Source organism: Enterovibrio baiacu (genome assembly GCF_004120195.1).
Lineage (GTDB): Bacteria > Pseudomonadota > Gammaproteobacteria > Enterobacterales > Vibrionaceae > Enterovibrio > Enterovibrio baiacui.
Genome location: NZ_SCHN01000005.1, coordinates 63573 through 76266, shown reverse-complemented (window position 1 = coordinate 76266; position 12694 = coordinate 63573). Strand labels below are relative to the sequence as shown.

Sequence of the window (12694 nt, the reverse complement as noted above, 5' to 3'; positions counted from 1 at the left end):
CTTTGGGTTATTCGTGTGCTTGTTGGCGATGTACTTCACATCTCAACGTCTTCGTGCACCAAGGACAAAATCTTGGTGGCTTTTTCAAAGTGGTCGAGCTTGTGCGTTTGGATCCACCATGTCGCGGCTTCCATGAGGCGTTCAGGGTTGTCGTTCTTGTTGGCAAAAAAAGCATAGAAGGACACATTCACGCCCTCGCCTTTTTTCTCTATTTTCTGTTGGCACACCTTCAACATTTTCTCGCGAAGCATGGGATGCATTGCGCTTTGCTCCTTATTTCGTGGTTTTATGATGCAAATATCATCACCACTGTATATTTAAACAGTCCCACGTAAAAGTGGCACTTTCGGGAGTTTGACGGTGTTGGCATTTATTCTTCGATCAGGGTGTTTTCATGGCGTTTGGCATTGTGTTGCCCATGCTGAATCGAAGATGATGGCGAAACATGGAAAGCGGAATCAATGTCGTCGGTACACATCAGCATTCAACATAAGGACATCATCATGGCAGGCATTAAAGAACTCGATCAGTTGTTAGCATCAATGCACCCTGCACTCATTGAGGGCGACTGGGTGTTTTGTACGGTATCGGGCGCCTTGAGTGAGTATATTGCGCTCAACCCTCGGGCGACGTTCCAAGAGGAAGAAGGCATGACCTTGCTCGTGAGCAAATCCGCGGCAGATCAAGCTGGGCTTAACTATGAAGGCGTATATAAGCAAATCACGCTGACCGTGCATTCGAGCCTTGATGCGGTTGGCTTGACGGCGGCGGTGGCCAACAAGCTGGCGGATAATGGCATCAGTGCCAATGTCATTGCTGCGTATTATCACGATCATATTTTCGTTCAGGCCGAAAAAGCAGAACCTGCATTGGCGGCGTTGCTGGAATTTGTGCAAAGCTAACAGCGCAACTTATCTCGTTCATTGGCGTTGGAGCAACACATGCAAGCGATTGGCACGCTGTACTTTTTCTGCGGCAAAATGGGCGCAGGGAAATCGACGTACTCCCTAACGTTAGCCCAAGAAAAGAATGCCGTTTTACTCTCTGAAGACGATTGGCTGTCAGCGCTGTACCCGAATCAGATTAACAGTTTTGATGACTATTTGATCCTCTCTCGCCGCATGAAACCCCTCGTTCATGACCATGTTCAGCGCATCCTGAAAACGGGGACAAGTGTGGTCATGGATTTTCCTGCGAACACGAAAGGTCAACGAAAAGGGTTCTTAGAATTGGCGAATGCTATCTCTGCCTCTCATGAACTTATCTTTTTGGATAGGAATGATGCGCGATGCCTACAACAAATTGCGCAACGTAGGCAGGCACAACCAGAACGGCAAGCCTTTGATACAGAAGCGATGTTTTACCATGTCTCTGCGTATTTTGACGTGCCTTCTGACACGGAAATGTTAAACATTCGCGTCGTGCGTGACTAAAACACACAAACGCCCTCTCAGCGCCTTCCAAAACATGTGGCTCAATCCTATCCTGTTCGTAGATGTAACACTTCCTCCGTACATCTCCCGCCAATTTCGCCTTTATGATCCCACTGTGCCAGATGTAATAACCACATGTTACCACTTTGTTAACGCAAGGCCGTTTAATGGCTTCTCAACGTGACGACATTTATTAAACGGAGAAGGTCTTAACAATGGCTAAAATTCTAATGATTACTGGTGACTTTGTTGAAGATTACGAGAACATGGTTCCCTATCAGGCGCTTATTGCGATGGGCCATGAAGTGCATGCGGTTTGCCCTGAGAAACGCGCTGGTGATTTCATCGCAACGTCGATTCATGACTTTGAAGGAGATCAAACCTACACAGAAAAGCGTGGGCATAACTTTCAGTTAAACGCTGACTTCAACACAGTTAAAGCAGATCAGTTTGACGGCCTATACCTTCCAGGGGGACGCTCTCCTGAGTATTTGCGATTAGATCAACGTGTTACAGCGCTTATCCGTGCGTTTTTTGCGGCTAACAAGCCAGTTGCGTCAATTTGTCACGGTATTCAACTTCTGACGGCTTCTCATGTTGTTGAGGGGCGAAAACTCACGGCTTACCCAGCGTGTAAGCCTGAAGTGGAAATGGCTGGCGGGACGTACGTGGAGATACCGCTTGATCAAGCAATCACAGATGGGCAATTGGTCACAGCACCCGCTTGGCCTGCTCATCCTGCCATGCTTTCGCAATTTACGCGTTTGCTGTAGAAACAAGGAGGTAAGTATGTGTCAGTTGTTTATCGGTGCGGATGAATCGTTGTGGGAAAGCCAAACGCGCTCAATAAGAATTGATGGCGTGGTTACCTCCGTTCGGCTCGAATTGTTTTATTGGAACACCCTAGCTGAAATCGCGCACAGGGATGCACTGCCTCTCAATAAGATGATCACGAGTCTGTATTTTGAATCGCTGGAATCAAATCATGATATCAGCAACTTCACGTCGTTTCTGAGGGTGTGCTGCAGCCGTTATTTGTCTTTGATTGCGGACGGCGCATTACTCAGAAATGATGAGTCACTCCAAGCGTTAGACGCGACCACAATCTTAGAAGCAGAAAGCCACCGCAGACAAGAAAGGTTAGCGCGCTATCGCAATGAGTAACGCGCAACGATTAACGAATAGGCTTCGTGACGGTGTCTGTTCCATGAACACTAAAATACGCTTGCTCACTGCACCATGATCGGCTTTCCTTCGGAAAGCACGACAAAGTATTCCCCTTTGATAAACACACCAAGTACTTTGTGGCTGGTGATGTCTTCCCAGGCACTGTCTTCTCCTTCGGGGGAAAAAGCGCTAATGAACGTCAGTTTGACGTACTGCTCATACGTCAGCACTTCACGTCGTACAAACCCACCAAATGGATAGTAAACGAGGCTGCCGTCTTTGAGGAAAGCCGGTATTAACGGATGCTTGAGGTGCAGGTTTTCATCGGAAAGCACGACAGATCGGTAGTTGTGCTGGTATCTAATTGCTGGCATATACGTTACTACTGTTTATACATACAGTATATATTAATCCAAATTAAAAATACGGCAAGGGAGAGTTGAAACCCTTGCTATAACAGTCACCCTAAGACTCATCGTTGTCTTGCTAGGTCACGAGAAAATCTCGCTTTATTGTTAAACAACAAAGCGTTATACAACATATTGGCGTATGAATTCGTGAATAAGACTGTAAAACTGGGCATTAGGGGCGTACCCAGCGGAACGACTACTTGTTGTTAAGGATCATGATGATGTCATCAAGCATGTCTTGTTCGCCTTTCTCACACGTCGGGTATTCGATATCGACGTCTAAGTCTTTGGCGAGCTTTCTGTAGAATTTAGGAAGGTGTGACGCGATGTAATCGGAGGATTCACTCTGTTTGTTGTGGATGAAGTTCTGGATGAGTTTTTCGTAGCCTTGGGCAACGTCTGTGCCCTCTTCACTGGTAGCAAAGAACTCTTGCTTGTTGTCTTCTAAGAAACGGATATAGCGGTTTTCAGTCAAATACTTATCAAGTAAAGACTGACGAATACAAGCGAGAACAATTTTCACCGCCCTTTTGGGCTTGGTGTTTTGGCTATCTCGTAGCGATTCGAGGATCTTCTCTTCGATGTAAGGCCTGTATTTGTCGTTCTTGAAGAAATCCTCTTCCACACGACTAAAGAACTTTTCGTATTTCTTCTTTCGAAGCCAGTTCGACAAAATCCATTTCATGGTGTTTAAGTATGTGGCCAATGAACCGAGTCAGGCTAACACCGATTTAATTTTGATCCTCAAATGGACTGATGAAATTGTGTGATGGGTTATAAAAATGGGAACAATTCGAAGCGCTTGTTCAAAACGATGAGATTTTCTCTGCATTTCCCTGTGTTTTCATGAATTTTTAGCGCATATCATGTGCTAATGCATGCATATTTTTGCGACGAGCATCGAATTAAAGCGTGGGCTTTTACGTTTTAATAAACGTAGTAATACATCTGTCACAACTCTTTAATATTCATAAGGAAGCTGAAAGATGGCCGCATTCACGCTGGGAAGGAAAACCATCATTAACGAAGGCGCTTTGGAGTATGACTGGGTTCGCCAGTTAGTGAGCGAAGGGACGGAAAAAGAAAATGCGATCAGTTCTATTCAGAAGTGCTTCGGCGGAGATGAAGAAACGGCGCTGATTTTCTATAAAATTGCAGTCGGAGATTGCTCGCCAGGTGTCTTATTGACTCACCTCAGCATTACCGATTGGCAAGACTGCGATGTGTACATGGAAGCCAGAAGGTACGATAACGTTCAGTGATTCGTAATGGCGTGAAATGGCGCGATTACTGCAAAGAAAACGTACTGATTAACGAATGAGAGAAAAGAGAGATAGAACGGAGAAGTGAAAGCGCGTGCTTGCTGCGATTCCTCTCCTCCGCGGCTTGTGTTGGGATGAATTACTGTTTGAATACATCCATCACAAGCGGTACCACTTTAATCCAAACTAGCGCACCAATTGCAGCCCAAACGGCTAGCCAAAAAAGACGGCCAAGCCAAGTATTGCGAGAGTGATAGCGCGCAGGATCAGGTTCTCCGCAACCAGGACATGCAAGCGCACGTTTAGAGACTTGTTTTTCACAGGTTGGGCAAGCGACTAATGCCATCAATAAATTCCTTTCACGAGTAAGTTTTTCATTTGCACGTATGGTATTACTTACTTGCGAAGCGCTCTAGCCTAATTGCGGATTTTTCTGCCCCAAGTGAGATACTCGCGGTAATTTCATACCGTTTTCATACTCCTGTCTGACTCTCACGTAAGAAAAAGGAGCCGCTAAGCCCCTTTTCTAATCTTTACAATATGTTATTTCGTATCATCACGCCGTGTTAGGCACGATTTGCACTTCTACGCGACGGTTTTTTGAACGGTTTGCTGCTGAATCATTCGATACCAGTGGCTGTGTTTCACCATACCCCGTCACATACAAACGATCTGCGTTCACGGCCTGCATTTGCAGGTAGCGTTTTACGCTTTCCGCGCGCTTTTCTGACAGTGTCATGTTGTAAGCGGCATCGCCAGTGCTGTCTGTGTGCCCTTCAATGCTCAAGAAGGTTTTGTCGTATTTGTTCATGACTTTCGCAACGGCATCGAGCGATTCATCAAAGCCGGGGGAAATGTTGCTTTGGTTAGTCGAGAACGTAATGTTTGACGGCATAACGAGACGAATGTTGTCCCCTTCACGCACTACTTCTATACCGGAACCTGAAAGTTCTTCACGGAACGCCGCTTCTTGTTGATCCATGTATTGGCCAACCGCCGCGCCTGCAACTGCACCGATTGCCGCGCCAATGAAAATACGTTTATCTTTGTGGTTGCCCGTCGCTTTACCAAGAATGGCACCTGTCGCCGCACCAATTGCCGCTCCGCTGCCCGTGTTTGTTGCACATCCACTTAAAATAATTGACGCTGCCACCAAAGTGATGACTGGGATCGATTTACGCATAGTGATTGATCTCCACTGTTATTGTGCATGCCCTGTCCCGAGCATGTTTGCGTATTGCTTGTTTCGATTTGATATTACGCACACGAAAAGCTTGAAATGTCAGATGAAAGTCAATGCGCGATAATATATTGAACAGTGTTTTATTCAAGCACATGGTTGCGGTTAGAGACAATCTCTTTTTTGCTTTTTTCGTGTAAATTATTGATAAATCCACCAGCAGACACTTGAAATGCCAAGCCAACAGCGGCATAAGTATCGCTAATTAGACAAGATACGCTGCGGTTATCAGTATGCTTATCGTTCCTTTCCATTTTCAGGTTCAGACATGAAACGCCTTAACGTCCCTATTATCTTCGCGGCGATGCTTTTCTCTTCGCATTCTCTCGCCGACACCTTCACTGCGACGCAAGAATGTCCGTACGCACAGCGCATTAAACAACTATCAAACTCTAACTTATCGACTCTCGATGTCGGCACGACCTATCAAACTCTGACGTACAACAACGCAGCCAAAGATTTTGTGCGTATTCGTATTGATGGTGTCGGCGACAAATGGACAAAAACAGACTGCGGCACAGTGAAGGACAAAGACACCATCAAAACCCGTGGTGACGGCGCTAAACCGCCGAAATCAAAGAAGTACTCGCGTAGCGATAACAAGCATGTGGCAGGACAATTTGATTACTACAAGTTAGCGCTAAGCTATTCGCCGGAATTCTGTCTTGTGAAAGGCAAGAACCAGCCTCAATGTTCACGTGAATGGATCGTTCACGGCTTATGGCCGCAATACAACAAAGGTTACCCTGGCAACTGCGACGTGCCAGCAAACATGGTGGACAGCATTAACAAGAAGGAAATCTTCGCGTTTATGCCATCGGATTACCTGATTAGCCACGAATGGAAAAAGCACGGCACCTGCTCTGGCCTTTCGCGTTCGGAGTATTATGACTTCACTGGCCAACTGTGGGATTCCCTCTCTTTGCCCGATCTGTCGTCAGGAAAGTTTTCTCAAGACGAGATCCGACAAGCGGTTATCGACAAGAATCCACGCCTGAAAGCAAACATGATCGAATTGGCCTGTGATGAAGGCTCTGGTCCGAAAAACACGCTGGATGAAATCCGAATCTGTTTCTCTAAAGAAGGTATCGCCGAAGCCTGTACCGAGATGGAACGTTCATGCGGTAAGAACGTAAAAGTCAGAGCACTTTAACGACTCTGGCTTCAGTGACAAGAAGAGAAAAACAAACGCCCTCAGTGATTGAGGGCGTTTTGTATTGAGTAAACACATGACCTTCTGCATGTGTTTGTATCCTGTTTTCACTATCGGCCTTCCTCCTAATCACGTAGTAAGCCACGCTTTAAACTATCCATTACATTTCAGTGCATTACGACTAATACCGGTATTTAAACCCATTATTGTGTATAGATTAGGTGGTCATAAAATATAAGTTATAGTGCGTTATAACCCACTTAAAACCTACTTAATTACGTCGTTAACATGGAAGGAGAACTCGCATGGAATAAGAATGGTGAGAACGTAGAAAAGAAAGCAGATGTTTGACGAAAGGTAGAAACAAAAAAGAGCAGAAACATTCTGCCCTCTCTCATGCTTACAGCACGGTTTACGTACCACGTTGGCGCACTCGTGTGAGCTTCTATTCGTGGTTGATACCGCTTGTTGTGTTAGTCGCCAAAATCGTGCACATCAAGATGGAAGATATCGACAGGATCGACCCACTGAATATTGCCGCATACCGTACACGTACATTCTGTTGAATCTGAATGTGTGCCTGCTGGCGGGGTTGTTTTCGCGCGAACGGCTTGATCGTGGTGGCCTTGCTCACGTACGTCATGACCAGTTTCGGCTTTGCAGCTATCGCAATACCACATATGTACACTCATCGTTATCTCCTTGGTATAAATTGACCTCTAACGCGCTGAGTGTAATTTCATATCACTTTCGAAATACGACGCATTTGTGAGACAACGGTGAAATTGTTATGTTTTTGTAATTTTGTCGGGGGTTCTAAGCATAAATTTCCCTAATACCCCCTCTTCTTTTCCACGTTCAATGATACTGGATGAAAGAGTTTATTATTTTTTATCAATGATTTGCATAACACTGAGTGTGAAAACATGTTTAAACAAAACAACCTACTAGAAAACCTTCCAAATGCCCGAAATGCTGAGGTTTTTGATGAAATAATCAAACACCCGTTTGTCCGAATAGAGAGAATAGTGTCGCGTGGACAAACGACGCCTGAAACAGATTGGTATGACCAAGACGAACATGAATGGGTCATGGTGCTGGAAGGCAATGCGGAATTACTCTTCGAGGACGGTAGACGTTTAGAAATGTGTAAAGGCGATCAGGTAACGCTACCTGCCCATACAAAACACCGTGTTAGCTGGACAGATCCCGACCAAGATACGGTCTGGTTAGCTGTGTTTTATCGTGATGATGAGTGAGAAGCGCCAAGTTGCGGTGCTTGGCAGTGTGAACATTGAGAGAAAAAGAAAGGTGCATTAGTGGAGCTTTTTCGTGCATGTCCCGTTGACTTGAACCGGTGGACAGGACACATCGCCATAAGAACAAAAGATGCAGCAACCGCCTTCAGTAACCAACAATACCTCATGGCAGTTCTCGCACTCGTAATGCTGCTGCGATTCCCCAATGGGCATGAGTTCTGTTTTTGTGTGTCCACAATTGGGGCACGTTACGTCTGACTTCAAAATGACTTTCATTGGCTCTCACTGCATGTAGAAAAGGCGTTTATTGGTAATGATTTTGCTGCAGTTGGTGGCGGCAAAAATAAAGAATTCCTACTAATGGTGGAACACACTTCACGCACTTGCCAATTTGGATTCAAGAACCTCGGCTTTACATCACGACCTGACAATTTCCCCTTCCGTTTTACTGAGTTTCTATTCTTCGTTCTCACTTCCGTACATGGAACTGATTGCGCATATGGAGATTCAATCAAGATGAAAAAAAGCCCCGCTTTCGCGAGGCTTTCATGTGCATGTCAGGCGAGGCGTTAACCCGCTTGAAGGTTGCCGTACAGGGTTTGGTAAAGGCCATCTGCATTCACCAAGTCTTGGTGGCTGCCACATTGCGCCACTTTGCCATCTTCTAATACGTAAATCAGATCCGCTTGTTTTACGGCAGATAAACGGTGCGCCACGATGAGAGTGGTGCGCCCTTGCAAGAAGTTGTTCAGCGCTTCATGCAGTGCGGCTTCTGTTGCGGTATCTAGCGCTGACGTTGCTTCGTCCAAGATCACCAACTTTGGATTGGTGAGGATCATACGTGCAATCGCAAGGCGTTGACGTTGACCGCCAGACAGCTTCAAGCCTTGACGACCAAGCTGTGACTCCAGTCCGCTATCAAGCTTCTCAACCACTTCGCCCAATTGCGCAATTTCAAGTGATTGCCACAATTGCTCGTCAGTGAAATCAGTACGGCCTAGCGTGAGGTTTGCACGAAGCGTGTCGTTGAAAATCACCGGCTGCTGCAATACCACGGCGGTATGCTGACGAAGGGTGTCGTAACCCAGCGTATCCAGCGATTCGCCATCAATCAGAATGTCGCCATCTGATTTGCGGTAAAGGCCAAGCAGAAGCTGAATAAGCGTTGATTTACCGCCGCCCGATGCACCCACCAATGCGACGCGCTTACCTGCAGGCAACGACAACGACAAACCGTTAAGCACGGTTTTCTCATCATCATACGCGAACGTGACATCTTTCACTTCAACGCCAAAGGTATCGCGCTTCGCTAGAGGGTCTTCACCTTTGGTGTCGATAACTTGCTCTTCTTCTAGCGCAAGCAAACCATTCAAGCGTTTCATGGCCGCAGATGCACTGAACCACGCATATTGAATGCCAAGCAATTCTTGAATTGGGCTCAACATGAACCACAGGTAACCGAACACGGCGAAGATCTGACCGATACTCAAATCACTGAACAGCACCATCAACATGGCTGCGGCACGGAAAAGTTCAAAACCAATGAGGAACATCAGGAAGGAAATGCGCCCTGCCGCTTCCGATTGCCACGCGTATTTGGCGGCATCATGACGGATAGCATCGGCATCTTGCTTCAACACGTCGAGGTAGGCTTTCTCACGGTTTGCTGCCCGAAGCTGATAGATACCATCAAGGGTTTCGACCAAACGCTGTTGAAAGCGCTCAAAAGATTGGTTCTCGGCTTTCTTAAGGTGCTTAACGCGCTGACCCATTTTGCGTGAAAGGAAAATCACCAGCGGGTTTACCAGCAAGATGAACAAACCGAGCATCCAATCAAGCCACAGAAGAATTATCGCGGTACCGAAGACGGTCAGCACACCCACCACGAAACGACTCAGGCTGTTACCAATGAAGTTGTCGAGGGTTTCAATGTCTGTCACAAGGTGCGAGCTCACACCGCCGCTGCCGCGCTGCTCGAACTCTTTCATGCTCACACGCCCAAGCTTGTCGAGAAGCTGTTGACGGATGAAACAGGTGATGTTTTTAGATACCAGTGTGAACTGTCGGCTTTGCCAAATGTTTAGCGCCTGACTCGCCACGCGCATGACGATCACCATCAATAGCACCAAGACAATGTAGCTGGCTGGCTGCTGGAGAGACGCTGGCAAAAGATGGTTAAAGAATGCGATGCCTTTGTCTGGTTGATTCAAAAGCACTTCATCAACCATCAGGGGCATAAGCAAAGGGATTGGCACACTGATTAATGTGGCGAATACGGCAATGATGTTTGCGATGATCAGGCGTTTCTTTTGCTTTTTCGCCTGTTGAATAAGCCATCCTGTTGATAGCTCGGTTAGAACACCTTTACTCACTGAGTCTCCAATTTTTCTTATCGTTATAGAGGGGCATTGTCGCTGAAGAATAAAACCTACTCAAACAGTGTAACGCTCCTGGTTGCGGGTTGAATAAACACGGCAGGCTTTCTGCCACTTAAAACACGTTTCGCTGAAACCAAAAACACCCCAGCTGAACCGGGGTGCTTATCACTAACACGTTACAGAGGTTTCTGTTTATCGCGTTAGAAGACGTATTCGGCTTCTATACCCCAATTACGTCCTGGCTGCGTGCGACGATCAAGTCCTTGGTCAGTCGCTTCTGCACCAATCAGGTTGGTGTATTCCCAGTATTTTTTATCGAAGGCATTAAATAGACCAGCACGAAGGGTTAAATCTGTCATTGGACGGTAGAACGCAGTTACATCTGTGACAGCGTAACCTGGTGCAGTGACGTTATCGTTGCCGTTCGCATTGCTCCAGTCAGAATCAGATTTACCCGCGACGGCTTTCAGCGCAACCTTGCCACCAAACTCGCCTTCTACATCGGTGTAACCCAGCGCAAAGTAGGCAGAAAGTGGAGAAACGGTATCTAGCGCCTCGCCATTCTCTTTGTCTTTACCTTGGGTGTACGCCACGCTGAAATCTGAATATAGGCCTGTCGGCGCATCCATCAGAACATCCAACGCCAGTTGTGCTTTAAACTCAGCACCGTAGATTTCTGCTTTGCTGATATTCTGCTTAGACCACAACTCTTTACCTTCACCATTGTCGTCAGCCAGCTTAGTGCCTTCGATAAAGTTTTTGTAATCGTTGTAGTACACGGCGAAATCGAAGCGACCGTAATCTTGTGTAATACGCAGACCGGTTTCGTAGCCTAGGCTCTCTTCAGGCTTCAAATCTGGGTTAGCTTCGTAAACAGCGCCGTAAGCCGCGTCTGTTTCATAGAAGTAGTACAAGTCTTGCAGCGTTGGGGCTTTAAAGCCTTGGCTGACGTTGGCATAAGAGCTAAGGCTCTGATTCCAATGGTATACCGCACCCAATTTCGCCGTTACAGCGTCACTGTCTGACTTGGCGTAATCTGAAGTACCTTTCGGTTCTGCAGAGAAATTGTCGTAACGAAGGCCGGCATTAAGCACCAAACGCTCTTCTAGGAAGAAAGCCTGATCTTGAATGAAGATGCCCCACTTTACGGACTCAGCATTTGGCACATCGCCGTCTTTGTTTTCAAACGTGCCCGCTTTGTGTCCTTCCAAGTACATGTCACGGTAATCAAGGTTGAACTCATTGGTAATGTAGTTAAACCCGTAGCTGATTTCGTGATAACTCGTGTCTAGCTCAAACGCTTTATCAAATTGCGCATCAAGCTGAACGCTCTTGTCTTCACCGTTACGCATGCGGTTACGGTAGCCGTGAGCAGGTGTTTCGTCGTAGGTGTTGTGCAGGCTTTCGCTTTCTAGCCCAGTTAGGTGCCATTTTAAGCGATCAAACGCAATCAGGTTTGCTTGCCAATCATGTTCAAACGTTAAACGTTTACGGCGATCTTCGTCGCTTGCACTGTTGCGGGTATACACGAAGCCCGGCATGATTTCATAGCCTTCATTCGACAGAATCAAACCGTCTGCTTCGCGATTAAAAATTTCACCGGTAATGCCGATGCGGTGGTCGTCATTCAGTTGGTAGAACGCCTTCGCAAGCAAGTTATCAGAGTTGATGTCGAATGGGTCAGCTTGCCCGCGATCGCGGTTCTCAATGTCTGCGCCACTTCCGTGCGTCGCCGTTTCGTGTCCATCACGGTGCGTGAAAATCAGCAAAGTTTCCAAGTCACCCGTGCGGTTAGCAATCGTTGCGGTTGCTTTGTAGCTTTCATCAACGCTGTAGTAGCCAGTTTTCACTGCGGCGTAGGTATCGTCACCTTCGTCAGCCAGCAGATCTTCAGGGTTTTTGGTGCGAATAATCACGGCACCCGCTAAAGCATCACTCCCGTAAAGGCTCGATGATGGGCCTTTATTGATTTCAATGCGCTGAAGTGTGTCGGTTTCTACGTTGTTGTTATATTTGCGCATGACATCTGCGCCTGGGTCGAAAGAAGCAGGCTGTTCGACGCCATCAACCATGGTTTTTACATAGTTCTCGCTCAAGCCACGAATGTTGAAGCCTGAATTACCAAAGCGGCCAGTACCTGGCATAGAAACGCCCGGCTCATTGGCAATGGCTTGTTCTAGATCTTGCGCTAGGTCTTCTTCGATATTTTTGCTATCAACAACATCGACGGACACCGCAACATCACTGATGTTTTGTTCACTGCGGGTGGCTGAAACAACCACTTCATCAAACGTGTACACTTCCTGTGCGGCAGCACTTCCCGCGCAGAAAAGACTGACGAGTAGTGCCAGTTTGTTTTTCTTAATTGTCATAACCTTCACTCTTTCTTTAG

At 46.7% G+C, this 12694-nt stretch carries 16 protein-coding genes; 7 read left to right on the top strand and 9 right to left on the bottom strand.

Features of this window, described 5'->3' with window-relative positions:
- Window positions 1-35: 35 nt before the first annotated feature.
- A complete protein-coding gene (locus EQP46_RS00635; protein ID WP_129491801.1) occupies window positions 36-260 on the bottom strand; it encodes a DUF6500 family protein in 225 nt (74 codons plus the stop codon).
- Between the two features lie 243 nt (window positions 261-503).
- Here EQP46_RS00635 and EQP46_RS00630 point away from each other — a divergent pair, with 243 nt between their 5' ends.
- From EQP46_RS00630 to EQP46_RS00615, 4 genes are all read left to right on the top strand, one after another.
- Window positions 504-902 (top strand): ACT domain-containing protein, encoded by a 399-nt coding sequence (locus tag EQP46_RS00630; RefSeq protein ID WP_129492164.1) that lies wholly within the window; start codon window positions 504-506, stop codon window positions 900-902.
- A 39-nt stretch (window positions 903-941) separates the two neighbouring features.
- Window positions 942-1433, top strand: a complete 492-nt coding sequence (locus EQP46_RS00625) for a P-loop nucleotide/nucleoside kinase family protein (protein ID WP_129491800.1) — start codon at window positions 942-944, stop codon at window positions 1431-1433.
- Between the two features lie 215 nt (window positions 1434-1648).
- Window positions 1649-2206, top strand: a complete 558-nt coding sequence (locus EQP46_RS00620; RefSeq protein WP_129491799.1) for a DJ-1/PfpI family protein — start codon at window positions 1649-1651, stop codon at window positions 2204-2206.
- 16 nt (window positions 2207-2222) lie between these two features.
- Window positions 2223-2597 carry a ribbon-helix-helix domain-containing protein gene (locus tag EQP46_RS00615; RefSeq protein WP_129491798.1) on the top strand — a complete coding sequence of 125 codons (375 nt, stop codon included), beginning with the start codon at window positions 2223-2225 and terminating at the stop codon, window positions 2595-2597.
- Between the two features lie 65 nt (window positions 2598-2662).
- On the opposite strand, the gene EQP46_RS00610 is transcribed toward EQP46_RS00615, so the two are convergent.
- Both EQP46_RS00610 and EQP46_RS00605 read right to left on the bottom strand, forming a co-directional pair.
- Window positions 2663-2974: a hypothetical protein gene (locus EQP46_RS00610; RefSeq protein ID WP_102389965.1), complete on the bottom strand. Its 312-nt coding sequence runs from the start codon at window positions 2972-2974 to the stop codon at window positions 2663-2665.
- A gap of 232 nt (window positions 2975-3206) precedes the next feature.
- Entirely contained in the window at window positions 3207-3683 is a 477-nt protein-coding gene (locus EQP46_RS00605) for a hypothetical protein (protein WP_129491797.1), read from the bottom strand.
- Between the two features lie 313 nt (window positions 3684-3996).
- On the opposite strand from EQP46_RS00605, the gene EQP46_RS00600 reads away from it, so the two are divergent.
- A complete protein-coding gene (locus tag EQP46_RS00600) occupies window positions 3997-4272 on the top strand; it encodes a hypothetical protein (RefSeq protein WP_129491796.1) in 276 nt (91 codons plus the stop codon).
- Window positions 4273-4411: 139 nt separating this feature from the next.
- On the opposite strand, the gene EQP46_RS00595 is transcribed toward EQP46_RS00600, so the two are convergent.
- A complete protein-coding gene (locus EQP46_RS00595) occupies window positions 4412-4618 on the bottom strand; it encodes a hypothetical protein (RefSeq protein ID WP_017008937.1) in 207 nt (68 codons plus the stop codon).
- Between the two features lie 210 nt (window positions 4619-4828).
- Entirely contained in the window at window positions 4829-5455 is a 627-nt protein-coding gene (locus EQP46_RS00590) for a YiaD family glycine zipper/OmpA-like lipoprotein (RefSeq protein ID WP_129491795.1), read from the bottom strand.
- A 325-nt stretch (window positions 5456-5780) separates the two neighbouring features.
- Here EQP46_RS00590 and EQP46_RS00585 point away from each other — a divergent pair, with 325 nt between their 5' ends.
- On the top strand, window positions 5781-6665 hold the full coding sequence (locus EQP46_RS00585; protein ID WP_129491794.1) for a ribonuclease T2 family protein: 885 nt from the start codon (window positions 5781-5783) through the stop codon (window positions 6663-6665).
- A gap of 473 nt (window positions 6666-7138) precedes the next feature.
- On the opposite strand, the gene EQP46_RS00580 is transcribed toward EQP46_RS00585, so the two are convergent.
- Window positions 7139-7357: a hypothetical protein gene (locus EQP46_RS00580; RefSeq protein ID WP_129491793.1), complete on the bottom strand. Its 219-nt coding sequence runs from the start codon at window positions 7355-7357 to the stop codon at window positions 7139-7141.
- Window positions 7358-7591: 234 nt separating this feature from the next.
- On the opposite strand from EQP46_RS00580, the gene EQP46_RS00575 reads away from it, so the two are divergent.
- Entirely contained in the window at window positions 7592-7924 is a 333-nt protein-coding gene (locus EQP46_RS00575; protein ID WP_129491792.1) for a cupin domain-containing protein, read from the top strand.
- Window positions 7925-7981: 57 nt separating this feature from the next.
- On the opposite strand, the gene EQP46_RS24515 is transcribed toward EQP46_RS00575, so the two are convergent.
- From EQP46_RS24515 to EQP46_RS00560, 3 genes are all read right to left on the bottom strand, one after another.
- A complete protein-coding gene (locus EQP46_RS24515; RefSeq protein ID WP_129491791.1) occupies window positions 7982-8200 on the bottom strand; it encodes a GDCCVxC domain-containing (seleno)protein in 219 nt (72 codons plus the stop codon).
- A gap of 293 nt (window positions 8201-8493) precedes the next feature.
- Window positions 8494-10296, bottom strand: a complete 1803-nt coding sequence (locus EQP46_RS00565; RefSeq protein WP_129491790.1) for an ABC transporter ATP-binding protein — start codon at window positions 10294-10296, stop codon at window positions 8494-8496.
- Between the two features lie 206 nt (window positions 10297-10502).
- On the bottom strand, window positions 10503-12674 hold the full coding sequence (locus EQP46_RS00560) for a TonB-dependent hemoglobin/transferrin/lactoferrin family receptor (protein WP_129491789.1): 2172 nt from the start codon (window positions 12672-12674) through the stop codon (window positions 10503-10505).
- Window positions 12675-12694 lie beyond the last annotated feature (20 nt).